The 21040-nt window shown below is 69.4% G+C and carries 22 protein-coding genes; 13 read left to right on the top strand and 9 right to left on the bottom strand.

Translation table 11 applies throughout. The features are described 5' to 3' along the window. The first annotated feature begins 72 nt into the window (after positions 1 to 72). Together AC1RTC_RS16610 and AC1RTC_RS16605 are read left to right on the top strand one after the other, a co-directional pair. Positions 73 to 1074 carry a response regulator gene (locus AC1RTC_RS16610; RefSeq protein ID WP_493157626.1) on the top strand — a complete coding sequence of 334 codons (1002 nt, stop codon included), beginning with the start codon at positions 73 to 75 and terminating at the stop codon, positions 1072 to 1074. Positions 1075 to 1134: 60 nt separating this feature from the next. Beyond that, on the top strand, positions 1135 to 2235 hold the full coding sequence (locus AC1RTC_RS16605; protein ID WP_493157624.1) for a serine hydrolase domain-containing protein: 1101 nt from the start codon (positions 1135 to 1137) through the stop codon (positions 2233 to 2235). On the opposite strand, the gene AC1RTC_RS16600 is transcribed toward AC1RTC_RS16605, so the two are convergent. From AC1RTC_RS16600 to purD, 6 genes are all read right to left on the bottom strand, one after another. Further along, positions 2232 to 2567, bottom strand: a complete 336-nt coding sequence (locus AC1RTC_RS16600) for a hypothetical protein (RefSeq protein WP_493157623.1) — start codon at positions 2565 to 2567, stop codon at positions 2232 to 2234. The genes AC1RTC_RS16605 and AC1RTC_RS16600 overlap by 4 nt on opposite strands. Then, entirely contained in the window at positions 2567 to 3019 is a 453-nt protein-coding gene (locus AC1RTC_RS16595; protein ID WP_493157621.1) for a hypothetical protein, read from the bottom strand. The genes AC1RTC_RS16600 and AC1RTC_RS16595 overlap by 1 nt, the downstream gene beginning before the upstream one ends. 4 nt (positions 3020 to 3023) lie before the next feature. Further along, entirely contained in the window at positions 3024 to 3884 is an 861-nt protein-coding gene (locus AC1RTC_RS16590; RefSeq protein WP_493157619.1) for a VOC family protein, read from the bottom strand. 410 nt (positions 3885 to 4294) lie between these two features. Further along, on the bottom strand, positions 4295 to 4756 hold the full coding sequence (locus tag AC1RTC_RS16585; RefSeq protein WP_493157617.1) for a GNAT family N-acetyltransferase: 462 nt from the start codon (positions 4754 to 4756) through the stop codon (positions 4295 to 4297). After that, the gene (locus AC1RTC_RS16580) at positions 4753 to 5589 is read right to left on the bottom strand and encodes a phosphoribosylaminoimidazolesuccinocarboxamide synthase (protein WP_493157615.1); all 837 of its coding nucleotides are present in this window, start codon (positions 5587 to 5589) and stop codon (positions 4753 to 4755) included. The genes AC1RTC_RS16585 and AC1RTC_RS16580 overlap by 4 nt, the downstream gene beginning before the upstream one ends. Continuing rightward, positions 5586 to 6830 carry a phosphoribosylamine--glycine ligase gene (gene purD, locus AC1RTC_RS16575; RefSeq protein ID WP_493157613.1) on the bottom strand — a complete coding sequence of 415 codons (1245 nt, stop codon included), beginning with the start codon at positions 6828 to 6830 and terminating at the stop codon, positions 5586 to 5588. Before purD ends, AC1RTC_RS16580 begins: the two co-directional genes overlap by 4 nt. A gap of 47 nt (positions 6831 to 6877) precedes the next feature. On the opposite strand from purD, the gene AC1RTC_RS16570 reads away from it, so the two are divergent. The 3 genes from AC1RTC_RS16570 to AC1RTC_RS16560 are packed head-to-tail and all read left to right on the top strand — an operon-like array spanning position 6878 to position 7980. Then, on the top strand, positions 6878 to 7333 hold the full coding sequence (locus AC1RTC_RS16570) for a hypothetical protein (RefSeq protein WP_493157612.1): 456 nt from the start codon (positions 6878 to 6880) through the stop codon (positions 7331 to 7333). 9 nt (positions 7334 to 7342) lie between these two features. After that, positions 7343 to 7705 carry a sterol carrier family protein gene (locus AC1RTC_RS16565; protein WP_493157610.1) on the top strand — a complete coding sequence of 121 codons (363 nt, stop codon included), beginning with the start codon at positions 7343 to 7345 and terminating at the stop codon, positions 7703 to 7705. Continuing rightward, positions 7702 to 7980 (top strand): hypothetical protein, encoded by a 279-nt coding sequence (locus AC1RTC_RS16560; protein WP_493157609.1) that lies wholly within the window; start codon positions 7702 to 7704, stop codon positions 7978 to 7980. The genes AC1RTC_RS16565 and AC1RTC_RS16560 overlap by 4 nt, the downstream gene beginning before the upstream one ends. Before the next feature lie 193 nt (positions 7981 to 8173). Here the strand turns inward: AC1RTC_RS16560 and purF are convergent, their stop codons facing one another. Then, on the bottom strand, positions 8174 to 9631 hold the full coding sequence (gene purF, locus AC1RTC_RS16555; protein ID WP_493157607.1) for an amidophosphoribosyltransferase: 1458 nt from the start codon (positions 9629 to 9631) through the stop codon (positions 8174 to 8176). Between the two features lie 141 nt (positions 9632 to 9772). Between purF and purM the strand changes: the two genes are divergently transcribed. Continuing rightward, complete coding sequence (gene purM, locus AC1RTC_RS16550) at positions 9773 to 10873, top strand: phosphoribosylformylglycinamidine cyclo-ligase (protein ID WP_493157606.1); 1101 nt, start codon at positions 9773 to 9775, stop codon at positions 10871 to 10873. Positions 10874 to 10899: 26 nt separating this feature from the next. On the opposite strand, the gene AC1RTC_RS16545 is transcribed toward purM, so the two are convergent. Continuing rightward, complete coding sequence (locus tag AC1RTC_RS16545; RefSeq protein ID WP_493157604.1) at positions 10900 to 11154, bottom strand: DUF3073 domain-containing protein; 255 nt, start codon at positions 11152 to 11154, stop codon at positions 10900 to 10902. 157 nt (positions 11155 to 11311) lie between these two features. On the opposite strand from AC1RTC_RS16545, the gene AC1RTC_RS16540 reads away from it, so the two are divergent. After that, positions 11312 to 12418 (top strand): NAD(P)-binding domain-containing protein, encoded by a 1107-nt coding sequence (locus AC1RTC_RS16540; RefSeq protein ID WP_493157602.1) that lies wholly within the window; start codon positions 11312 to 11314, stop codon positions 12416 to 12418. On the opposite strand, the gene AC1RTC_RS16535 is transcribed toward AC1RTC_RS16540, so the two are convergent. Continuing rightward, positions 12415 to 14442, bottom strand: a complete 2028-nt coding sequence (locus AC1RTC_RS16535; protein WP_493157600.1) for a glycogen debranching N-terminal domain-containing protein — start codon at positions 14440 to 14442, stop codon at positions 12415 to 12417. The two genes, AC1RTC_RS16540 and AC1RTC_RS16535, sit on opposite strands and share 4 nt — an antisense overlap. A gap of 215 nt (positions 14443 to 14657) precedes the next feature. Between AC1RTC_RS16535 and AC1RTC_RS16530 the strand changes: the two genes are divergently transcribed. The 6 genes from AC1RTC_RS16530 (at position 14658) to AC1RTC_RS16505 (ending at position 20986) form a co-directional block, all read left to right on the top strand. Continuing rightward, complete coding sequence (locus AC1RTC_RS16530; RefSeq protein WP_493157598.1) at positions 14658 to 15776, top strand: LacI family DNA-binding transcriptional regulator; 1119 nt, start codon at positions 14658 to 14660, stop codon at positions 15774 to 15776. After that, positions 15773 to 16996, top strand: coding sequence for a sugar ABC transporter substrate-binding protein (locus tag AC1RTC_RS16525; RefSeq protein WP_493157596.1), 1224 nt, complete (start codon positions 15773 to 15775; stop codon positions 16994 to 16996). Before AC1RTC_RS16530 ends, AC1RTC_RS16525 begins: the two co-directional genes overlap by 4 nt. 93 nt (positions 16997 to 17089) lie before the next feature. Then, positions 17090 to 18151, top strand: a complete 1062-nt coding sequence (locus tag AC1RTC_RS16520; protein ID WP_493157594.1) for a carbohydrate ABC transporter permease — start codon at positions 17090 to 17092, stop codon at positions 18149 to 18151. Continuing rightward, entirely contained in the window at positions 18148 to 19050 is a 903-nt protein-coding gene (locus AC1RTC_RS16515; protein WP_493157592.1) for a carbohydrate ABC transporter permease, read from the top strand. Before AC1RTC_RS16520 ends, AC1RTC_RS16515 begins: the two co-directional genes overlap by 4 nt. A gap of 231 nt (positions 19051 to 19281) precedes the next feature. Beyond that, complete coding sequence (locus tag AC1RTC_RS16510) at positions 19282 to 19830, top strand: signal peptidase II (RefSeq protein WP_493157590.1); 549 nt, start codon at positions 19282 to 19284, stop codon at positions 19828 to 19830. 4 nt (positions 19831 to 19834) lie between these two features. After that, complete coding sequence (locus AC1RTC_RS16505) at positions 19835 to 20986, top strand: AAA family ATPase (RefSeq protein ID WP_493157588.1); 1152 nt, start codon at positions 19835 to 19837, stop codon at positions 20984 to 20986. Positions 20987 to 21040: the final 54 nt, after the last annotated feature.

Genomic DNA, 21040 nt, shown 5'->3' with positions numbered 1-21040 from the left:
TCAGAATAATGTGAGTCCATGTCATCTAATTTTCGGGAGAGTGCGCAGATCAAGCAGCATCCCAATGGCCGTGTGCTGCGCGCCGGTTTCGTCGCGATGCTCGCGGGGACGATCGTGTGCCTGCTGATCCCGATCCTCGCTGGAGTGGGTCTCTCGTGGTGGCCGTCAGTGCAGCTAGTGGCGTACATGTTGGCGGCGGGGGCGGTGTCGGGCGTTGTGGGATTCATATTCGGTGTTCCGCGGGCTCGCGCAGAGGCGGGCGGTGTACAGCCGGTCGCTGGGGACGCCAACAAGGTTCGGTTCGAAGCAAACTCAAACCTCGAGCAGATCTCCGACTGGCTGACGAAGCTTCTAGTCGGGGCAGGCCTAGTGCAACTGGCTGTTCTGCCCAGCTTCCTCCAGAAGCTCGGGGACTACTTGGGCGTATCACTGGGATTTCCCGGGGGCCAGCAAGCGGCAGTCGCTGTCGTCCTCTATGGCGCAGGCGTTGGCTTCCTCATCCTCTATTTGTGGGCGCGACTGAGATTGCGAGTGCTCCTGGAGCGAAGCGAGGTTGAGGCAAAGGACCAGTGGGAGGAGATCAAGAACGCGATTCTCACAGAGGAACGGGCCGCATTCACACCGCGCAACCCCGATGCGGCCGCGCGATCTGTCAATCATGCCTCCGTTCTCGCCAAGAACGCCTCCAGCTTCTCACCCGTTCTGTGGGTCGACGACCACCCCGAGAACAACCGCGGGCTCGTTGCCGCCCTTCGCGATTCTGGCATTGAGGTGACACAAGTCGGGACCACAGACGAGGCCGCTGAGCAGATCGAACGACGGTTCTACGGGCTCGCCATCACCGACTACGGCAGGCAGGAGCGCGGCAAGTTCATCGAGGACGCGGGACTTCGTTTCATCAAGCGCATCAAGAAGTCGCATCCTCGTCTAACAGTCGTTGTCTATAGTGGCTGGAACGGTCTCGCTCACCGTGACGACCTCATCGAAGCTGGCGCGATAGCTGTGACGGCGTCGCCCAGCGAGCTCTTCGAGTTGGTTGTCACCGCTCTCACGTCGACGTCGCGACCGGCCTAGGCTCCCGATCTCCGGGCACTTCCCGTTTCGCGGGAACTGCGTGCCCCGTAGCCTTGCCCCGTGGGGATCTCGCGACGAGCAGTGCCATTAGTGCTCGCCGCGGCCGCCGTGGTGGCTGCGGGGGCTGGTGCGATCCTGCTGCTCGCCCCGTCGCCCGCGCCCGCGGAGATCGCCGCCCGATCCCTCGCCGAGGTCGACCCGCACGCCGTGCAGTCCCGCGAGAGCAGCGAGGCCGTCACGGCGCTCGTGCCCGCAGACCAGCCGGGATGCTCGGCAGCCGTCGGCCGCAACGGAGCCGTGCTCTGGGCCGGGGCATCCGGACTCGCCGACCTCGCCGCCAAGACGCCAGTCACGACCGAGACCCGCTTCGACATGGCGTCGGTGTCGAAGCAGTTCACCGCCACGGCCGTCCTGATGCTGCAGCGCGATGGGCTGCTCAGCCTCAGCGACCCGGTCGACGCCTATGTGGACGGGCTGCCGTCCTGGGGTGCCACGATCACGCTCGACCAGCTCATGCACCACACCAGCCGCATCCCCGACTACTGGGTGGAGCTAGACGACATCGGCATCGGGTTCTCGGACGCGGCGGACCAGGCCGCGACCGTCGACGCGATCCGGCGAGAGGACGAGCTCGAGGAGGGCGAGGGATACGCCTACTCGAACTCCAACTACGTGCTGCTCGCCGCTGTCGTCGAGCGGGTGAGCGGCCAGTCGCTCGCAGACTTCCTCGCGGAGCGGATCTTCGGCCCGCTCGACCTCGACATGGTCCTCGCACCCACTCTCCACGCGCCCGACATCGCCCTGTCGTACGACGACGACCTCTCGCTGCAAGAGTCGGGCTGGACGTCGTACGGCCACACCGGCATCATCACTACGCCGTCGGATCTGGCGCGCTGGGGCGACCAGTACCGCGCCGGCACCATCATCCAGGACGACCACGAGACCGGCGCCGTGGTGAACAGCGCGGAGACCGGTGAGCGGTACGGCGCCGGCATGTACATCACCGTGGCGGGCGGCCTCAACCACCAGGGGCGGATGGGCGGGTTCATCTCCGACTTCCAGGTCTCGCCCGACCGACACACCACGATCGCCGTCATGTGCAACGGCCACTTGTCGAACCGGAACGGCCTAGCGAGCGCCCTCTGGGAGATCTGGGGCTAGCGCGCCCGCTTCCACTCCGCCCGCTCGAGGAAGGCGAGCAGGTTCTCCTTCACGCGGCGGCGCTGCGGCATGTGGCCGCGCAGCCCGACGCGCTTGGAGGTGTTGTAGATTCCGCCCGCCTCGAACCGGCGCGGGCCGGTGGGCTGCGCGGGCTTGGTCTCCGTGATCGTGAAGGTGCGGGATGCCCCATCCAGCGCCGCGGTCAGCGCGTACTCGGGGTCGGCGGGGTCGGCCACGACGATCGAGCTGCCGACGACGGTGTGGCGGTACGCGGCATCCGGAGTATTGAGGCTGTCGACCCGGGCGAGGAGGTCGTCGAGGGAGGTCGCCATCAGCCGAAGAGGCCCTTCTTGTGGGTCCAGCCGTTGGCCTCGAGGAAGGCGAACAGGGGCGTCTTGATGCGGCTGGTGTCGAACGACCAGGCCAGCACGGGCGAGATGCCCTCGTCGGTCTTGTTGATGCCGCCCAGCTCGAAGCTGAACTCCTTCTTGCTGGTCTTGCCCGAGAAGCCGCTGGTGCCGAAGCTGATGCCGCCGCCGCCCACGGACATGCCGCTCGACTTCTCGCGGTCCTTGTACTTGTAGGTGCTCTTTTTCTCGTCGAAGTCCACGGTGATCGAGTACTTCTTGTCGATCGTCTTGAACTCTTTCGGGTAGAGCGACTTGGCGCGAACGATGTCCCACTTGCCGACGATCGAGTCGCCCTTCACCTCGAACGTGAACGGCTGGGCGGGGTCGTTCAGGGTGGGCACCTGAGCGAGCAGGTCCTTGAGGGGTGTGGTCATGTGCTCAGACTACGGCGCTGACCCTGATCAGATTCGCCCACGGGTCGTCGAAGCTCACGGTGCGCCCGTCGTCGCGGGTCTGGATGCCGTAGTGCCCGAGCCGCTCGGCGAGTGCAGCGACGTCGTCCGCCGTGGGCACGTCGATGTCGATACGGCCGAGGCCGAGGGCTGGGAGGCGGGGGCCGGCGCCCTTGCTGTTCCACGTGTTCATCGCAAGGTGGTGGTGGTAGCCGCCGGCGCTCACGAAGACAGCCGACCCGGGAATCTCCACAGTCTTGTCGAACCCGAGCTTGTCGACGTAGAACTCGCTCGCCGACTGCACGTCGCCGACCTGCAGGTGCACGTGCCCGACCTGCGCACCGCCGATGAGGGGCTGCTCGACGGCCTCCGGGGTGAGGTGCTCCTGCAGGAACGCGTTCGGGTCGAGGTAGAGGGTGCCCATCTCGAGCGTGCCGTGCACCCAGCTCCAGGCGCTGCGCTCCCGGTCCCAGTACAGCTCGACGCCGTTGCCCTCGGGGTCGGTGAAGTAGAACGCCTTGCTCACGAGGTGGTCGGAGCTGCCCGTGAACGTGTTCGGGTACTTCTGCGCGACCGAGTAGACCGCGGCCGCGAGGGCCTCCTCGGTCTCGAACAGGATGGCGGTGTGGAACAGCCCGGCGTCGCGGGGGCTCGCGTGCTTCAGCTCGGGGGCGTGCTCGAGGATCATCACGGGAGTCGTCCCGCGGCCGAGCGTCACGGTGGGGCCGTCCTCCGACAGCACCTGGAGCGCCACTGCGTCGCGGTAGTACGCGGTCATCGCGTCGAGATTGCCCACCCGGAGGGTGACGGGGCCCATGGCCGTGTCGGCCGCCAGCTTTTCGCTCATGGAGTCCTCAACTTAGTTGTTGCTACAAGTATTCCCCGCGTCGCACGGCTCACAGCGGGGGGGTCCCGCGCGTTCACCGTTTGTAGGACGTTATCGGGTCGCGCACAGGCGTCCTACAAACGGTGAACGTTTGCGCTGCGGCGTTGCGGGGTTGCTGCGTGAATGGTTTCGTGCCGAGTGCCGAGTGCCGAGTGCCGAGTGCCGAGTGCCGAGTGCCGAGTGCCGAGTGCCGAGTGCCGTGACGTGTGAAACGTGCCGCGTGCGCGTGCCGTGCGCCGCCGGGTGGGCGGGCACATGTCAACGCCGCAGCGGGCCATCCTCGCGCCGCACGGGCCACAGCACGAGGATGGCCCGCCGTCTGGGGCAGCGGGCCATCACGGTGTATCCGTAGCCGAGGGCGAAACGGTTTGCTACAGCGCCTTCGCGTAGCAGAGCGAGTGCGCCGAGCCGACGTAGTAGCCGAAGTTCGGGATGCGCGTGAACCCCTCCCGCTCGTAGAACCGCGCGGCATCGGGCTGCTCGGTGCCGGTCTCGAGCACGAGGCGGGCGTAGCCGTGCTCCCGTCCGAACTCCTCGAGGCGGGAGAGCAGCGCGACCGAGGTGCCGGTGCCACGGTGCTCGGGGAGCACGTACATCCGCTTCACCTCGGCCTCCGTGTCGCCGAGGCCCGTGGCATCCCGCTCACGGAGCCCGGCGCAGCCGATCGCGGTGTCGCCCTCGTACGCGACGAAGAAGGCGACGATGTCCTCGGAGGTCGGCGCGGGCCCGGGCTCGGAGTCGGGGTTGCCATAGCGGCGCTCGATCTCGGCCCGCTGCTGCGAGCGCAGTTCAACGGAGTCGGGGTGGTTGAACGAAACCTGCTTGACGATCACTTGCCGGTGAGCCTCTCGATGAGCTCGCGGTAGCGCGCGGCGGTCTGCGAGACGATCTCGGGCGGAAGCGACGGCGGGGTGCCGGTCTTGTCCCAGTTCGCGGCGAGCCAGTCGCGCACGATCTGCTTGTCGAAGCTCAGGCCGCGTCGGCCGGCGTCATACTCGGCCTCGTCCCAGTAGCGGCTGCTGTCCGAGGTGAGCACTTCGTCGGCGAGGGTGAGGGCTCCCGACGCGGGGTCCGCGCCGAACTCGAACTTGGTGTCGGCGAGGATGACGCCGCGCTCCTCCGCGATCGCGGAGGCCTTCGCGAACACGCGGAGCGAGGCATCCCGCAGCGCTGCTGCCGCCTCGAGGCCGACGAGCTCGACGGTCCGCTCGAAGGTGATGTTCTCGTCGTGCTCGCCCATCGGCGCCTTCCAGGCGGGCGTGTAGATCGGCTCGGGCAGCCGGTCGCCGTCGGAGAGCCCGTCGGGCAGCGGCACGCCGCACACGGTCTGCGTCTCGCGGTACTCCGCCCAGCCGCTGCCGGTGAGGTACCCGCGGACCACGCACTCGACCGGGTACATCTCCAGGGTCTTCGCGAGGATCGCGCGCCCGGCGAACTCCTCCGGGATGTCGCCGGAAACCAGGTGGTTCGGCACGTCGTCGAGCTGTGCGAACCACCACAGGCTGAGCTCGGTCAAGAGCGCGCCCTTGCCGGGGATGCCGGGCGAGAGCACGTGGTCGAACGCCGAGACTCGGTCGCTCGCGACCATGAGCACGACTCCGGGATGCTCGGCCGCCGTGTAGAGGTCGCGAACCTTGCCGGAGTAGGTGTGCTCCCACTCGGTCACTCGGCGACCCGCTTCGCGATGTCCGTGCGGAAGTGGCCGCCCTCGAGCGTGATCGTGCCGAGCGCGGCGTAGGCCTTTGCGCGGGCGGCGGTGAAGTCGGGCCCCGTCGCCACGACGCTCAGCACGCGGCCGCCGGTGGCGACGAACTCGCCGTGCACGAGGGCGGTGGCGGCGTGGGCGACAGTCACGTCCTCCACATCGGCGAGGCCGTAGATCTGGCGCCCGGTGATGGGCTGCTCGGGGTATCCCTCGCTCGCCAGCACCACCGTCACGGCCACGTCGTCGCTGAACTCGGGCCGGGGGAGCGACCCGAGCTCGCCCGTCGACGCCGCGTACAGCAGGCCGCTCAGCGGCGTCACGAGGCGCGGCAGGACGACCTGCGTCTCCGGGTCGCCGAACCGGGCGTTGAATTCGATGACCCGGATGCCCTTGTCGGCGGTCACGATGAGCCCGCAGTACAGCAGGCCGATGAACGGGGTGTGCTCGCTCGCGAGCTGGCGGACCGTGGGGATCGCGATCGTGTCGATCACCTCGTCCACGAAGCCCTCCGGCAGCCACGGCAGCGGCGAGTACGCCCCCATGCCGCCGGTGTTCGGGCCGAGGTCGCCGTCGAGGGCGCGCTTGTAGTCCTGCGCGGGCGAGAGCGGGAGGACTGTGTGGCCGTCGCTCAGCAGGAAGAGGGAGACCTCCTGGCCGTCGAGGAACTCCTCCACGAGCACGGCGCCGTGCCCGAGCCAGTAGTCGGCGTGGGCGACTGCGGCGTCGCGGTCCTCGGTGACAAGGACGCCCTTGCCGGCAGCGAGTCCGTCCGCCTTCACGACATAGGGGGCGCCGTACTCGTCGATGGCGGCGACCGCCTCGGCGAGGGAGCCCGCGCGCGTGGCCCTGCCCGTGGGGACGCCCGCGGCATCCATGATCCGCTTTGCGAAGGTCTTGCTGCCCTCGAGCTGCGCCGCGGCCTTGCCGGGCCCGAACACGGCGATGCCGCGCTGGCGCAGCGCGTCGGCGACGCCCGCGACCAGCGGGGCCTCGGGGCCGATGATGACGAGCTCGATGTCGTTGTCGAGCGCGAACTGGCTCACGATGTCGGCGCGGGTCGGGTCGAGCGCCACGACCGGCACGACCGCCGCGATGCCCGCGTTGCCGGGGGCGGCGGTGATCTCGTGCCGCTGCGCCTCGCCGAGAAGCGAGGTGATGATGGCGTGCTCGCGCGCACCGGAGCCGAGGACGAGAATTCGCACGGGGTCAACCCTAGCGAGGGCGGTGCAGTGTCGGCACAATGTGTGTCGTGACCGCGAAGCAGACCCCCCGAATCCCCGGCGAGCAGAAGTTCTGGGTGGTGATCCACTGGTTCGCGGTGCTGCAGACCCTCTACCTCGTCGAGGAGGCGATCGTGGGCGGGGCGCCGGCGACGAACACGCTGATCGTCATCATCGCCGCGCTCGCCACGATCATCGTCGCCGTGTTCGCCACCGTGCTCTCCCGCCGCCGTCTTCCGACGCAGCTGTTCATCAAGTGGACCGCCACCGGGCGGGTCATCGCCGTGGGGTGGACGTTCATCGGCCTCGTACTGTTCGTGGTCCCCGTTCTGAGCGCACTCCTGGACTTCGAGCTGGGCAACGTCGACTGGACCGGCGGGCTCATCGGCGCCGTCGGCTCGGTCTCGTTCCTCGCCGCGGTCGGCCCCGGCTACTCCGACCTCCGCGAGGCGCTCGCGCACAAGGACGAGCCGGTCGCGGCCTAACGTAGGAGCATGCCCCCCAAGCGCATCCCCGCCGCCGTCGGCCAGGCCGCCGTGCGCGCGGCCGACCGCGATCGCGAGACGACGGCGACCGCCGTGCGCTGGCTGCTGCAGGTGCTGGCGGAGACCGCCGAGGGCAACACCGTCGAGGTGCGCGTCCCGCCGTTCGGCGCCGTGCAGGCGATCGAGGGACCGCGCCACACGCGCGGCACCCCGCCCAACGTGATCGAGACGGATGCCGCGACCTGGCTCGCCCTCGCCACGGGCTCGCTCTCGTGGGCCGACGCGACCGCGCAGGGTGTCATCTCGGCCTCGGGCACCCGCGCCGACCTCACCGCGTACCTGCCGCTCGCGTGGGAGACAATAGAAGCGTGAGCGAGCCGACGACTGACCGGGTGACGGTGCGCCGCGCCCCCAAGATCCCCGCCTTCATGTTCGTGGGAGCCGTGGTCGGAGTTCTCGTGACGCTTATCCTCACGTCGCTGTTCCCCGCCGACCCGGCGATCGGGTTCGGCACCCTGTTCGCCTACTTCGCGCTCTACGGCGTGACGGCCGGCGTCGTGCTCGGCGCCGTGGTCGGCATCATCCTCGACCGGGTCTCGGCGCGGCGCGCTAAGACCGTAACGGTCGAGGTCACGACTGCGGATTGAGTGAGGCGCTCTGGCGCCTGTATCGAAATCGGCGGGGGTTTCGATACGAGCGCCAGAGCGCTCTACTCAACCCGCGACTGTCGAAATCGGCGGGGGTTTCGATACGAGGGCTAGAGCGCTCTACTCAACCCGCGACTGTCGAAATCGGCGGGGGTTTCGATACGAGCGCCAGAGCGCTCTACTCAACCCGCGACTAGCTGAGCTGGTTGCGCTCCACCCAGTCGAGGTACTCGGGCGTCACCGTGCCGGTCACGTAGTCGCCGGTGAAGCAGCTCATGTCGAGGCCCGTGACATCCGAGCCCTCCAGGATCGCCGCCTGCATGTCGGCGACCTCCTGGTAGATGAGGTAGTCGCTGCCGAGCTCCGTGTTGATCTCGGGGATCTTGCGGCCGTGGGCGACGAGCTCGTGCCGCGACGGCATGTTGATGCCGTAGACGTGGGGGAACCGCACGGGCGGCGCGGCCGACGTGAACGTGACCTTGTTGGCGCCGGCCTCGCGGGCCATCTGCACGATCTCCTTGGAGGTCGTGCCGCGCACGATCGAGTCGTCGACGATGAGGATGTTCTTGCCCTTGAACTCCGTCGACATCGCGTTGAGCTTCTGCTTGACGCTCTTCTTGCGCTCCGCCTGGCCCGGCATGATGAAAGTGCGGCCGACGTAGCGGTTCTTGTAGAAGCCCTCGCGGTACTCGACGCCGAGCTTCTGCGCGACCTGCATGGCGGCGGGGCGCGACGAGTCGGGGATCGGCATGACGACGTCGATGTCGCCCATGGGCGTGTACTTGGCGATCGTGTCGGCGAGGCGGTTGCCGAGGCGCAGGCGCGCCTCGTAGACCGAGATGCCGTTCATGACGGAGTCGGGGCGGGCAAGGTACACGTACTCGAACGAGCACGGCAGCAGCACGGGGCTCTTGGCGCACTGGCGGCTGGTCATGACGCCGTCCGCCGTGATGTAGACGGCCTCGCCCGGCGCGACATCGCGGACCAGCTCGTAGCCCGCACTCTCGAGCACGAGCGACTCGGATGCCACGATCCACTCCTCGCCCGTGAATCCCGTCTGCCGGCGGCCCAGCACGAGCGGCCGGATGCCGAACGGGTCGCGGAACGCGAGCAGGCCGTGACCGGCGATGAGCGCGATCGCGGCGTAGGAGCCCTCGACCCGCTCGTGCAGGCGGGAGATGGCGCCGAACACCTGGTCGGGGTCGAGGTCGGTGCCGGAGATCTGCTCCTGCAGCTCGTTGGCGAGCACGTTGACGAGCAGCTCGGTGTCACTCGAGGTGTTGAGATGGCGGCGGTCGACGTTGAACAGCTCGGCGGTGAGCTCTCGCGTGTTCGTGAGGTTGCCGTTGTGGATGAGGGTGATGCCGTAGGGCGCGTTCACGTAGAACGGCTGCGCCTCCTCCTCATTGGCGGCGTTGCCCTTCGTGGCGTAGCGCACGTGGCCGAGGCCCATGTTGCCGAGGAGGCTGCGCATGTCGCGCGTGCGGTACGCCTCGCGCACCTGGCCCTTGGCCTTCTGCATGTGCAGGGTGCTGCCGTCGGCGGTCGCGATGCCGGTGGAGTCCTGGCCGCGGTGCTGCAAGAGGAGGAGCGCGTCATAGACCTGCTGGTTGACGGGCTGGGATGAGACGATGCCGACGATTCCGCACATGCGTGGTCGAGACTCCCGGAGGTTCGAGTACCCGCGCGGGTACAACCCAGTTTCTCACACTGGGCCGGACGATGCGGGTTCGCGGCCCCGCCCCGTCCGGTGCACGATGAGCCGTCGTGGGCAGCCCGGTACGCTTGACCCGTGACTGAAGACTCCTCCGCCAGCTATCGCGCCGCGGGAGTCGACACCGCCGCCGGCGACCTCGCCGTAGAACTCATGAAGGCCGCCGTCTCGAAGACCCACGGCCCCGAGGTGTTCGGCGGTGTCGGCGGCTTCGCCGGGCTCTTCGACGTGTCGTTCCTGAAGAGCTTCGACCGGCCCCTGCTCGCCACGAGCACCGACGGTGTCGGCACGAAGGTCGCGATCGCCCAGGCGCTCGACAAGCACGACACGATCGGCCAGGACCTGGTCGGGATGGTCGTCGACGACATCGTGGTGGTGGGCGCGCGCCCCCTGCTCATGACGGACTACATCGCGTGCGGCAGAGTGGTTCCGGCCCGCATCGCGGACATCGTGGCCGGCATCGCCCGCGCCTGCTCGGAGACGGGCACGGCGCTCGTCGGGGGCGAGACGGCCGAGCATCCCGGGCTTCTCGGTCCTGACGACTACGACGTGGCCGGCGCTGCCGTCGGCGCCGTCGAGGCGGGGAGCCTCCTCGGCGCGCACCTCGTCGCGGAGGGCGACGTGGTTGTCGCTCTCGCGTCGTCGGGCCTGCACAGCAACGGCTTCTCGCTCGTGCGGCACATCCTGAGCACCCGCGGCATCGGCTACACCGACCGGTCGGACGAGCTCGGCGGCGTCGTCGGCGAGGCGCTCCTCGAGCCGACCCGCCTGTACACGGCGCCCCTGCTCGACCTGCTGCCGGCGGGCGGAATCCACGCCATCAGCCACGTGACGGGCGGCGGCATCGCCGCGAACCTCGCCCGCGTGCTGCCGAAGGGCTCGTGGGTCGAGTTCGAGCGGTCGACCTGGTCGCCGCCGACGGTGTTCCGGGTGCTGTCGGAGTGGGCCGGTTCCACCCTCGAGAGCGCCGAGGGCACGTGGAACCTGGGCGTGGGCATGATCCTGGTGGTGGCTCCGGATGCCGCGGCTCAGGTCATCGCGCGACTCAGCGGCGGCGGCATCCCGTCGTGGGAAGCCGGTCGGGTCGTGGTGGGGAGCCTCCCCGATGCGCACTTCGAGCAGGGAGCGAAGGGCGTTGACGGCGGCGCCGTGCGCCTTACCGGGTCCTTTGCCAGCTAGGCGCCGTTGAATCAGGCACCGTTGAGCTAGGCGCTCTTCGACTCGTCCTCATCGTCGTCGCCCTCGTACTGGGCGGCATAGGTGTCGACGTACTCGTCGTCATCCTCGACGGCGGCAGCGCCGGCGAACTCGGGCCACTTCTCGAGGTCCTCGGCGAGGCGAGGGTCGCTGGCGGTACCGCCGAGCTCCTTCGCGAGTGCTCCGTAGTTGGTGTCCGGGCTGAAGTACTTGAGGTCTCGGGCGACCTTGGTGTGCTTTGCCTTTTGACGGCCGCGTCCCATGCGAGACCCCCTCAGATGTCTGTCCCGATGCGCCGAGGGCATCCAGGGAACGAGCGGACAGGGATTGGTAGAAAACTAACGAGCAGTTTAGCATGCGGCCTCCGTCCGACCTTGGCCGTTCTCCACGACAACCTGCTGCGCCCGGTAACGTTGTCGGGTGGCAACCGCGAATACCGACACCTCCGTTGTCGTGATCGGCGCTGGCCAAGCGGGGCTCTCGGTCTCGTACTATCTCAAGCGCCTCGGGCTCGACCCCGGCAACGACTTCGTCGTGCTCGACCGCGGGCCCGGTACGGGCGGCGCGTGGCAGTTCCGGTGGGAGGCCCTGCGTATCGGGTCGGCCCACCGCATCAACGACCTTCCGGGCCTCGACGAGCTGGGCCTGAGCTTCGAGACCGCCGACCGGCACGCCCCCGCGAAGGACGTCGTCGCCGACTACTACCGGCAGTACGAGGCGCACTTCGGCCTCCAGGTCGTGCGCCCGGCGGACGTGCTCTCCGTCGAGAACTTCGGCACCGATCTCGTCGTGAACTTCGACCTCGACGGCGACGAGAAGGAGGTCACGACGGTGACCGTCGTGAACGCGACCGGCACGTGGGGCGCGCCGTTCATCCCGTGGTACCCGGGGCTGAAGTCGTTCGAGGGCAAGCACCTCCACACCAACGACTACAAGAGCGCCGAGGAGTTCGCGGGCCAGAGCGTCGTCGTGGTCGGCGGCGGCACCTCCGCGATCGGCTTCCTGCTCGAGCTCGAGAACGTCGCGGCGCAGACCACCTGGGTGAGCCGGCGGCCCATCGACTTCCTCGAGGACGGCGAGCTGAACCTCGAGGCCCGCAAGGAGGCGGTGGTCGCTCAGGACGAGGCCGCCCGCGCGGGCCGCGCGCTTCCGAGCATCGTGAGCGGCACGGGCGTTCCGCGCACACGCCGGATCCAGGCCGGCATCGAGCGCGGAGTGCTCACCCCGCGCCCCATGTTCGAGTCCATCGAGCCGAACGGCGTGCGCTGGGCCGACGGCGCATTCCAGCAGGCGGATGCGATCATCTGGTCGACCGGGTTCCGCCCCGAACTGCGCCACCTGTCGCCGCTCAAGCTGCGCGAGAAGGAGGGCGGCGTGGTCGTCGCCCAGGGCGCGTCGTGGAAGGACCCGCGTATATTCTTCGCGGGGTATGGACCCCAGGCCTCGACGATCGGCGCCAACCGCGCGGGGCGCCTGATCGCCCGGCAGGTCATCGCCACGCTCAGCAAGCTGTCGGCGAGCCGCTAGCCGACGACGAGCGGCAGCGACCCGCCGAGCACCTCGCCGCTGGCCCCCACAACCACCTGCCCGCGCTCGCCGTCGAAGACGAGCCCGTCGATCGTGAGCGCGCCCACCACCGCGGTGGGGGAGATTCCCAGCTCCCCGGCCTGCGCGTCCGGCCGCAGGCCCAGGATGCTCGACAGCACCGAGACCGCGGCGGCGGCGGACCAGGCCTGGGGGCGGCAGGCGGCGGGGTAGGGCACCGGGGCCGCCACGGCGGTGGCTGCGTCGCCGGAGTGCAGCTCGGGCATCCGGTAGTCGAAGCCGGATGCCGCGGCGAGCAGTCCGCGTACGAGCTCGTCGGCCTCGTCCCGGAAGCCGTCGCGCGCGAGCCCCGCGATGGCGATCGCCGTGTCGTGCGTCCACACACTGCCCCCGTGGTAGCTGAGCGGCCAGTAGCCCGCCGAGTCCGTGGACATGGTGCGCAGCCCGTAGCCGGAGTTGAGGGCCGGGCCCACCAGGCGGCGCGCGACCATGCCGGCCTGCCGCTCGTCGAGGATGCCCGTGCCGAGCACGTGCCCGAGGTTGCTCGTGACCGTGTCGACGGGCTTCTTGTCGGCGTCGAGCGCGATCGCGAGGTAGGCGCCGTCGGCGTCCTCGATCCAGAACGACTCGTGGAACCTCTCGCGCAGCCGGGCCGCCCAGGCGCGCCACGGGGCTCCGTCGCCGCCGAACGCGTCGAGCAGGTCGGCGCCGTGGGCAGCGGCCTCGTAGGCGTACGCCTGCACCTCGACGAGGGCGATCGGCCCGGTCGCGAGCGTGCCGTCGCGCCACTGCACGGAGTCGCCGGAGTCCTTCCAGCCCTGGTTGGAGAGACCCCGGCCGCTCTTGTCGGCGTACTCGAGCAGGCCGTCGCCGTCGGAGTCGCCGAAGTCGCGCATCCACTCCAGGGCGCGCTCGAGGTGCGGCAGCAGCTCGCGCACCAGCTCGTCGGGCAGCCCCCACTTCCACGCGTCGTGGAGCAGGCACACCCACAGGGCCGTCGCGTCGACGGTGCCGAAGTACAGGGGCGGCAGGTGGATGCCCTCACCGGGCATCACGAGATCGCCGCGGCGCAGCTCGTGCATGATCTTGCCGGGCTCCTCCGCCGTCTCGGGCACGTCGGCGGTGCCCTGCAGCCCCGCGAGGACCCGCAGTGTGTCGCCGGCGATCCGAGTGCCGAGCGGGAGCAGGAAGCGCGCGGCCCAGAGCGAGTCGCGGCCGAACAGCGTGAAGAACCAGGGCGCGCCCGCGGCGAGGAACTGCAGGTCGGGCTCGCGCGCGGTGACGAGGCGGAGGGCGTCGAGGTCGGCGAGGGCGCGGGCGGTCCACCGAGCGATCCGGTCGTCGCCCGCGGCAACGGCGGGAGTCGACCAGGGCGCCGCGCCGGGTGCTCCGCGGACGACGGCCAGGGCATCCCGAGCCTCGTACGACCACTCGACCGCGACCGAGCCGTGCGCCGGCACGACGACGGACCAGGCCAGGCTGCCGGCGGACACGGCGGCGCCGGGCGCCCGAAGCGAGACGGAGACGTCGCTGTTGGACCACGTTGCGCCGTCGTCCGAGAGCTCCACGGCCGGGGGCTGGTCCGAGCGGCCGGACTTCACGGTGTCCATGCCGGTGAGGTCGGCGGAGAAGGCGACGGCGATCTCGGTGCGGAGCTCGGCCCCCAGCCGCGAGCTGATCTCCAGGCGCTCCCGGATGCCCGTGGCGGTGGCCGTGCGGGTGTGCTCGGCCCGCACGCCGGGGTCGGGAGTGGGGTCGTCGAGCGCGCGCACGACGGAGACGAAGGTCGTGGCGTCCGCCCCGCGTGGAACTGTCGCGATGTGCTCGAGCGGCACGCCCGCGACGGTCACGGCCTGGGCGGAGACGAAGCGCACGTCGGAGAAGTAGAGCCCGTGGATGGGCTGGCCGCCGATCGATCCGTCGGCCGCCGACCACGCCTGGGTGGGGGCCCGCAGCACCACGGTCTCGCTGTGGAGGAGCGGCTGCCGGGGTGTCTCGGATGGCATTCGGTTGGCTCCTCGTTGATCCTTCGACGCGAATCCGGTTGACATTCGCGCCTAGGGAGGTAACGTAACACTCAGGATTTGATCGATCAAACTTCTGAGCAAGTTCGACCGAATCGGCAGAAGGTGCTCCACCGCGACCCGCGAAGCGCAGTTTCTGACGGCTCGGGCTCGGCGCTCGGGTTTGATCGTTCAAGAGAGCCAAGGGAGGCGCGAGGGTGGCACAACTGCCGACAGTCGAGGACGTCGCCCGCGCGGCGAACGTCTCGCGCCAGACAGTCTCGAACGTGCTCAACTCGCCCGAGATCGTCAAGCCCGAGACCCGCGGCCGCGTCGAGTCCGCGATCGCCGAGCTCGGCTATCGCCCCCATGCCTCCGCGCGCAGGCTCCGCACCCGCCAGTCGTCGACCATCGGCATCCGGCTCGACCCGCTCGTCAACGGCATCTCCGGCTCCATCCTCGACCGCTACCTGCACGCCCTCACCGAGCAGGCCGCGCAGCGCGGGATGCGCATCATGCTGTTCACCGCGACCGATCCCGTTGACGAGATAGAGCAGTACCGCAACTTGCGCGACGGCGCCGATGTCGACGCCTTCGTCGTGACCGCCACCCGGTATGAGGACCCGCGCATCGAGTGGCTCATCCGGGAGCGCGTTCCGTTCGTGGCATTCGGCCGCCCCTGGGGCGAGGACCTGGAGAGCCCCGACCGCCTGTGGGTCGACGTCGACGGATTCGCCGGCACCTACGATGCAACCCGCCACCTCATCGGCCGCGGCCTGCGCACCATCGGCTACCTCGGCTGGCCCGAGGGCTCGGGCACCGGTGACGAGCGCCGCAAGGGCTGGGCCGCCGCCATGACCGAGGAGTTCGGGTTCGACGAGGCGCAGCTGGATGCCCTCACCACCCGCACCGACGAGGGAGTGCCGCAGGCCCGCCGCCTCGTCGAGGACCTCTTCGCGACCGACCACGGACTCGACGCCCTCGTGTGCGTGAGCGACTCCCTCGCCCTCGGCGCGATGATGGCCGTCAACGAGGCCGGCCAGAAGTCGTTCCCCGTCATCGGCTTCGACAACACGCCCGTCGCCCAGGCCGTCGGCCTCTCCAGCGTCGAGCAGCAGCTCGACCAGGTCGCGGCGGCGACGCTGCAGCTCCTCATGGGTGCGACCGGCCGTCGCATCCTCCCCCACGGTGAGGCGGGTGCCGACACCCACCGCCTCATCGCCCCGAAGCTTGTCGTGCGCCGGTCGAGTCACCTGGCGCCCGCCGAGGAAATAAGCACCGAGGAAGAAGCCGGTCGCACCATCACCGGCAATCGCAATCGAGAGGAAAACCAATGAAGTACAGGAAATGGGGCGCAGCCCTGCTCGCCGCCGGCGTCGTTGCCGGCCTGGGAGCGTGTGCAAGCGGCGGCGGTGACTCGTCCGGTGAGACCAAGGAGCTGAGCATCCTCATCGGAACCAGTGGCGACGCGGAGACGCAGGCAGTGCAGTCCGCGGCCGACGCCTGGGCCAAGGACAACAACGCCAAGGTCGAGGTCGTGGTCGCGAGCGACCTGACCCAGCAGCTGAGCCAGGGCTTCGCCGGCGGCGACGCGCCCGACCTCTTCTACATGAGCTGGGACCAGTTCGCTACGTACGCGCAGAACGGCTACCTCGACGCGTACGCGGCAGACCTCCCCAACGCCGGCGACTTCTACCCGGCGCTGACCGACACCTTCACCTACGACGGCACCTTCACGTGCGCGCCGAAGGACTTCTCGACCCTCGGCCTCATCATCAACACCGACAAGTGGGCGGCGGCGGGCCTGACGGATGCCGACATCCCCACCGATTGGGACAGCCTCGAGGCAGCCGCCACGAAGCTCACCACCGCCGACACCGTCGGCCTGTCCTTCGGCCTCGAGTACGCGCGCGCCGGAGTCTTCATGAACCAGGCGGGCGGCCAGCTCGTCGACGGTGACAAGGCAGTCGTCGACAGCCCCGAGAACCTCGCGGGCCTCGAGTACATCCAGAAGCTCCACGACGAGGGCGTGCTGAAGTGGCCGTCCGAGATCGACGCCGGCTGGTCCGGCGAGGCGCTCGGTGCAGGCAAGGCCGCCATGGTGATCGAGGGCCCGTGGATCAAGGGCATCGCCGGCGACTTCCCGGACACGAAGTACTCCTCCTACGAGCTGCCGGCGGGCCCCGCGGGCAAGTCGACGTTCACGTTCACGAACTGCTGGGGCATCCCCGCCAACTCGGACACGCGTGACGCCGCCGTCTCCCTCGTGGAGTTCCTGACCGCCGACGAGCAGCAGCTCGCGTTCGGCGACGCGTTCGGCGTCCTGCCGTCGACGGAGGGCGCTGCGGCGACCTACGCCGAGGCGCACCCGGAGAACGCGGCGTTCGTCGCGGGCAACGACTACGCGGTCAGCCCCGTGAACTTCGCGGGCTCGGCCACAGTCGTCAGCGACTTCAACGCGCAGCTCGCGAACCTCGCGGGCGGCGACGCGAAGGCGATCCTCGCCAGCTTCCAGGAGTCGCTGCAGGCGGCCCTGGATGAGGCGAACGGCAACTAGCACGGCTGGTTGAGCAGGCCGCCCGCGGCCGTATCGAAACCGGGTTTCGATACGGCCCTGGCGGGCCTGCTCATCCCACGAGGAAGGCGTCACATGAGCAAGGGAATCCGCGGGCCGGAAGGCCGCTACGGCTGGCTGTTCGTCGCGCCCGCCATCCTCATCATCGGCGTCTTCCTCGTGCTGCCGATCCTGCTCGCGCTCTACGTGAGCCTGAGCAACTGGAACGGCCTCGGCTCGCCGCTCGGCAACTCGAGCTTCGTGGGCGGCGTCAACTACCAGAAGGTGCTGGTCGACTCGGGGCTCGCCCAGCGCGACTTCGGCACGGCCATCCGGAACAATCTCTACTACGTGCTCTTCGTGGTGCCGCTGCAGACGGCCCTGAGCCTGTTCCTCGCGGTGCAGGTGAACCGCCGGCTGCTCAAGGGCCGCGGCTTCTTCCGCACCGCCTTCTACTTCCCGTCGGTGACGAGCTCCATCGCCATCACGACGATCTTCATCTTCCTGTTCACGTCGTCCGGCGCCGTGAACCAGGTGATCGGATGGTTCGGGGTGCAGGGCCCGAACTGGTTCTCCAACCCCTCCGGCATCTTCTCCCCGGTCACCGGGGGCGTGCCGGGCAAGGGGCCCCTCGGGCTGGACTGGGCCGCGTGGCTCTCCGGCCCGTCGGTGGCCATGTGCGTGCTGATCATCCTCGCGATCTTCACCACCTCCGGCACCTTCATGCTGCTGTTCCTGGCCGCCCTGCAGAACGTGGGCGCCGAGATCGAGGAAGCCGCCTCGGTCGACGGCGCCGGCCCGTTCCGCCGGTTCTTCTCGGTGACGCTGCCGATGCTCAAGCCGACCCTCTTCACCGTGCTCACTCTCGGGCTCATCGGCACCTGGCAGGTGTTCGACCAGATCTACCTCACCGGCGGCGGCGATCCGGGGAAGACGACGCTCACGCCCGCGTTCCTCGCGTACGACACGTCCTTCTACAACCTCAAGTGGGGCCAGGGCGCGGCGATCGCGTTCGTGCTGTTCGGCATCATCGTCGGGCTGACGCTGCTGCAGCGCTGGATCCTCCGCGACCGCGACCTCGGGGCATCCGGGGTCCGCAGGCAGAAACGAGCGCTCGCGCGGCTGATGCGCGACGCGGCGGCGGGAGCGAAGCGATGACCACGACCGAGGCCGCGGCAGCCGTGGCGACCGAGCAGGTGCGCGTGCCGAAGCGCCGCCACACGATCACGGCGGGCGCCCGCGCGACCATGGCGCTCACCTACGTGGTGCTGGGCCTGCTCGCCCTCATCTACATCTACCCGTTCCTCATCTCGGTGGCGTCGAGCTTCAAGACCGACGCGGACGCGACGCAGAACCCGCTGTCGCTGTTGCCCCAGACCTGGAGCTTCGCCGCCTACGAGCGTCTGTTCACCACGGTGCCGCTGCTGCAGTGGACGGCCAACTCCGCCCTCATCACGATCATCGTGACGGCGTGCCGGGTGTTCTTCGACTCGCTCGCCGGCTACGCCCTCTCCCGCTTGAAGTGGCGCGGGCAGACCGTGGTCTTCGCCGGGCTGATCGCGGTCATGGCCGTGCCCAACGTGGTGCTGCTCATCCCGCGCTTCCTGATCCTCAAGCAGCTCGGCCTCTACGACTCCTTCGCCGGCATGATCATCCCGATCGTCATCGACGCGGCGGGCATCTTCATCATGAAGCAGTTCTTCGAGTCGATCCCGGTGAGCGTGGAGGAGGCGGCCCGCATCGACGGCGCCGGCGTCTTCCGCACCTACTGGTCGATCGTGCTGCCGATGGCGCGGCCAGCCCTCATCACCCTGTTCATCCTGAGCTTCCAGGGCTCGTGGAACGAGTTCTCCCACTTCCTCATCTCGCGGCAGAGCGCGTCCCTCGACACCCTCACGACCGGTGTGGCGTCCCTCACGTCCGGCCAGCTCGGCAGCGGCAACCAGTACCCGCTGCAGCTCGCGGCCGCGGTGCTGATGTCGATCCCGGTGGCGACGATCTTCTTCATCTTCCAGAAGCGCATCCTCAGTACGAGCGAGGGCGGGGAGAAGGGCTGAGGTCTAGGTGGGTTGAGTAGTGCGCTCTGGCGCGCGTATCGAAACCCGCTTGAGTCAGATTTCGATACGGCCGCGGGCGGCCTACTCAACCCACCGGGTTTCGATACGGCCGCGGGCGGCCTACTCAACCCGCCGGGTTTCGATACGGCCGCGGGCGGCCTACTCAACCCGCCGGGTTTCGATACGGCCCTGGCGGCCTACTCAACCCGCCGGGTAGCCGATAATGGCCTAATGACCGACGCAGCTCCCCGCCCCTCACGCCGCCTCTACGCGGTGACGATCGGGCTCGCCCTGCTCGTGATCCTCGCCGACCAGGGCAGCAAGTTCTGGGCGGAGGCCAACCTCGAGGTCGGCAAACCGGTCCCGATCATCGGCGACCTGCTGCGCTTCCAGCTCATCTACAACCCGGGCGCCGCGTTCTCGATCGGCACCGGCTTCACGTGGATCTTCACCATCGTCGCGGGCATCGCCGTCATCGCGATCGCGATCTTCGCGTGGCGTGTGACGTCGCGCGCGTGGGCGATCCTCCTCGGCCTGCTCCTCGGCGGCGCGGCCACGCACTTCGGCGACCGCATGTTCCGCGAGCCCAGCCTCGGGCAGGGCCACGTTGTCGACTTCATCGGGTACGGCAACCTCTTCATCGGCAACGTCGCCGACATTGTGATCGTGGGATGCGGCGTGGCCGGCGTGATCCTCATGGCCCGCGGCATCCCGTTCCGTGCAAAGACGGCCGACGACCTCGTCGGGGCGGAGCCGGCCGAGGCTGGGCCGGCCGAGTAGCGTCGTGCTGACGACGCTCGCGATCGAGGGCTACCGCTCCCTTCGCCACGTCGTGGTGCCGCTCACGGGCCTGACCGTGATCACGGGGGCGAACGGGACCGGCAAGTCGAGCGTGTACCGGTCGCTGCGGCTGCTGGCCGAGGCATCCCGCAACGGCGCTATTGCTGCCCTCGCGCGGGAGGGCGGCCTGCCGAGCACCCTGTGGGCGGGCCCGGAGAACGGCACGCCGGACGGGATGCCCACCCAGGGCACCCGCCGGAAGGGCCCCGTCGCGCTGCGCCTGGGCTTCGCCAGCGACGAGTTCAGCTACGCGATCGACCTCGGGCTCCCGGTGCCGAGCGACAGGACGATGTTCGGCCGCGACCCCGAGATCAAGGTCGAGAGCGTGTGGAGCGGCCCGGTGCTCCGGCCCTCGACCCTTCTGACGGAGCGGCACGGCCCGCTCGTGCGCATCCGCGGCGCCGACGGCGAGTGGGCCCGCCACGAGACCGGTCTGCGGCCTTACGACAGCATGCTCGGCCACCTTGCAGACCCGCGCACGGCCCCCGAGCTGCTCGCCCTGCGCGAGCAGCTGCGGTCGTGGCGCTTCTACGACCACTTCCGCACGGATGCCACGGCTCCCGCCCGGACGCCGCAGGTGGGCACGCGCACGCCTGTCCTCGGTGCGGACGGCGCCGATCTCGCGGCCGCCCTGCAGACCGCGCGCGAGCTCGGCCCGCACGGAGCGCTCGACGCCGCCATCGGCCGCGCGTTCCCGGGCAGTGCCGTCGAGATCACCGACCACGACGGGCTGTTCGGCCTCGAGCTCCGGCAGCCGGGGCTGCTGAGGCCGCTCTCCGCCTCCGAGCTCTCCGACGGCACGCTGCGCTACCTGCTCTGGGTTGCCGCACTGCTGAGCCCACGGCCCCCCGCGCTGCTCGTTCTCAACGAGCCGGAGACGAGCCTGCATCCCGATCTCATCGAGCCTCTCGCCGGGCTCATCGCGAGCGCCGCCGGGAATTCGCAGGTGGTCGTCGTGTCGCACGCGCCGCGGCTGATCGCGGCCCTGGACGGACTCGGCGCGAGCCGCATCGAGCTGCTCAAGTCGCTCGGGGAGACGAGCGTCGTCGGCCAGGGGCCGCTCGACGAGCCGCAGTGGAGCTGGCCGAAGCGCTGAGCCGCCCTACCCGCCGCTCATGCGGTGGTTTCGGCGCCATGCGGGCTCCGATGC

The organism is Rhodoglobus sp. GW821-FHT12B09 (assembly GCF_058809925.1).
The sequence above is the reverse complement of the archived record's forward strand: the minus strand, read 5'-3'. Positions and strand labels throughout refer to the sequence as shown.

Excerpts from the sequence above, each read along its gene's own strand:
- AC1RTC_RS16600 (WP_493157623.1), bottom strand. The coding sequence starts at position 2,567 with ATGGCGACCTCCCTCGACGACCTCCTCGCCCGGGTCGACAGCCTCAAT.
- AC1RTC_RS16595 (WP_493157621.1), bottom strand. The coding sequence starts at position 3,019 with ATGACCACACCCCTCAAGGACCTGCTCGCTCAGGTGCCCACCCTGAAC.
- AC1RTC_RS16590 (WP_493157619.1), bottom strand. The coding sequence starts at position 3,884 with ATGAGCGAAAAGCTGGCGGCCGACACGGCCATGGGCCCCGTCACCCTC.
- AC1RTC_RS16565 (WP_493157610.1), top strand. The coding sequence starts at position 7,343 with ATGCCCCCCAAGCGCATCCCCGCCGCCGTCGGCCAGGCCGCCGTGCGC.
- purF (WP_493157607.1), bottom strand. The coding sequence starts at position 9,631 with ATGTGCGGAATCGTCGGCATCGTCTCATCCCAGCCCGTCAACCAGCAG.
- AC1RTC_RS16545 (WP_493157604.1), bottom strand. The coding sequence starts at position 11,154 with ATGGGACGCGGCCGTCAAAAGGCAAAGCACACCAAGGTCGCCCGAGAC.
- AC1RTC_RS16535 (WP_493157600.1), bottom strand. The coding sequence starts at position 14,442 with ATGCCATCCGAGACACCCCGGCAGCCGCTCCTCCACAGCGAGACCGTG.
- AC1RTC_RS16525 (WP_493157596.1), top strand. The coding sequence starts at position 15,773 with ATGAAGTACAGGAAATGGGGCGCAGCCCTGCTCGCCGCCGGCGTCGTT.
- AC1RTC_RS16520 (WP_493157594.1), top strand. The coding sequence starts at position 17,090 with ATGAGCAAGGGAATCCGCGGGCCGGAAGGCCGCTACGGCTGGCTGTTC.
- AC1RTC_RS16515 (WP_493157592.1), top strand. The coding sequence starts at position 18,148 with ATGACCACGACCGAGGCCGCGGCAGCCGTGGCGACCGAGCAGGTGCGC.
- AC1RTC_RS16510 (WP_493157590.1), top strand. The coding sequence starts at position 19,282 with ATGACCGACGCAGCTCCCCGCCCCTCACGCCGCCTCTACGCGGTGACG.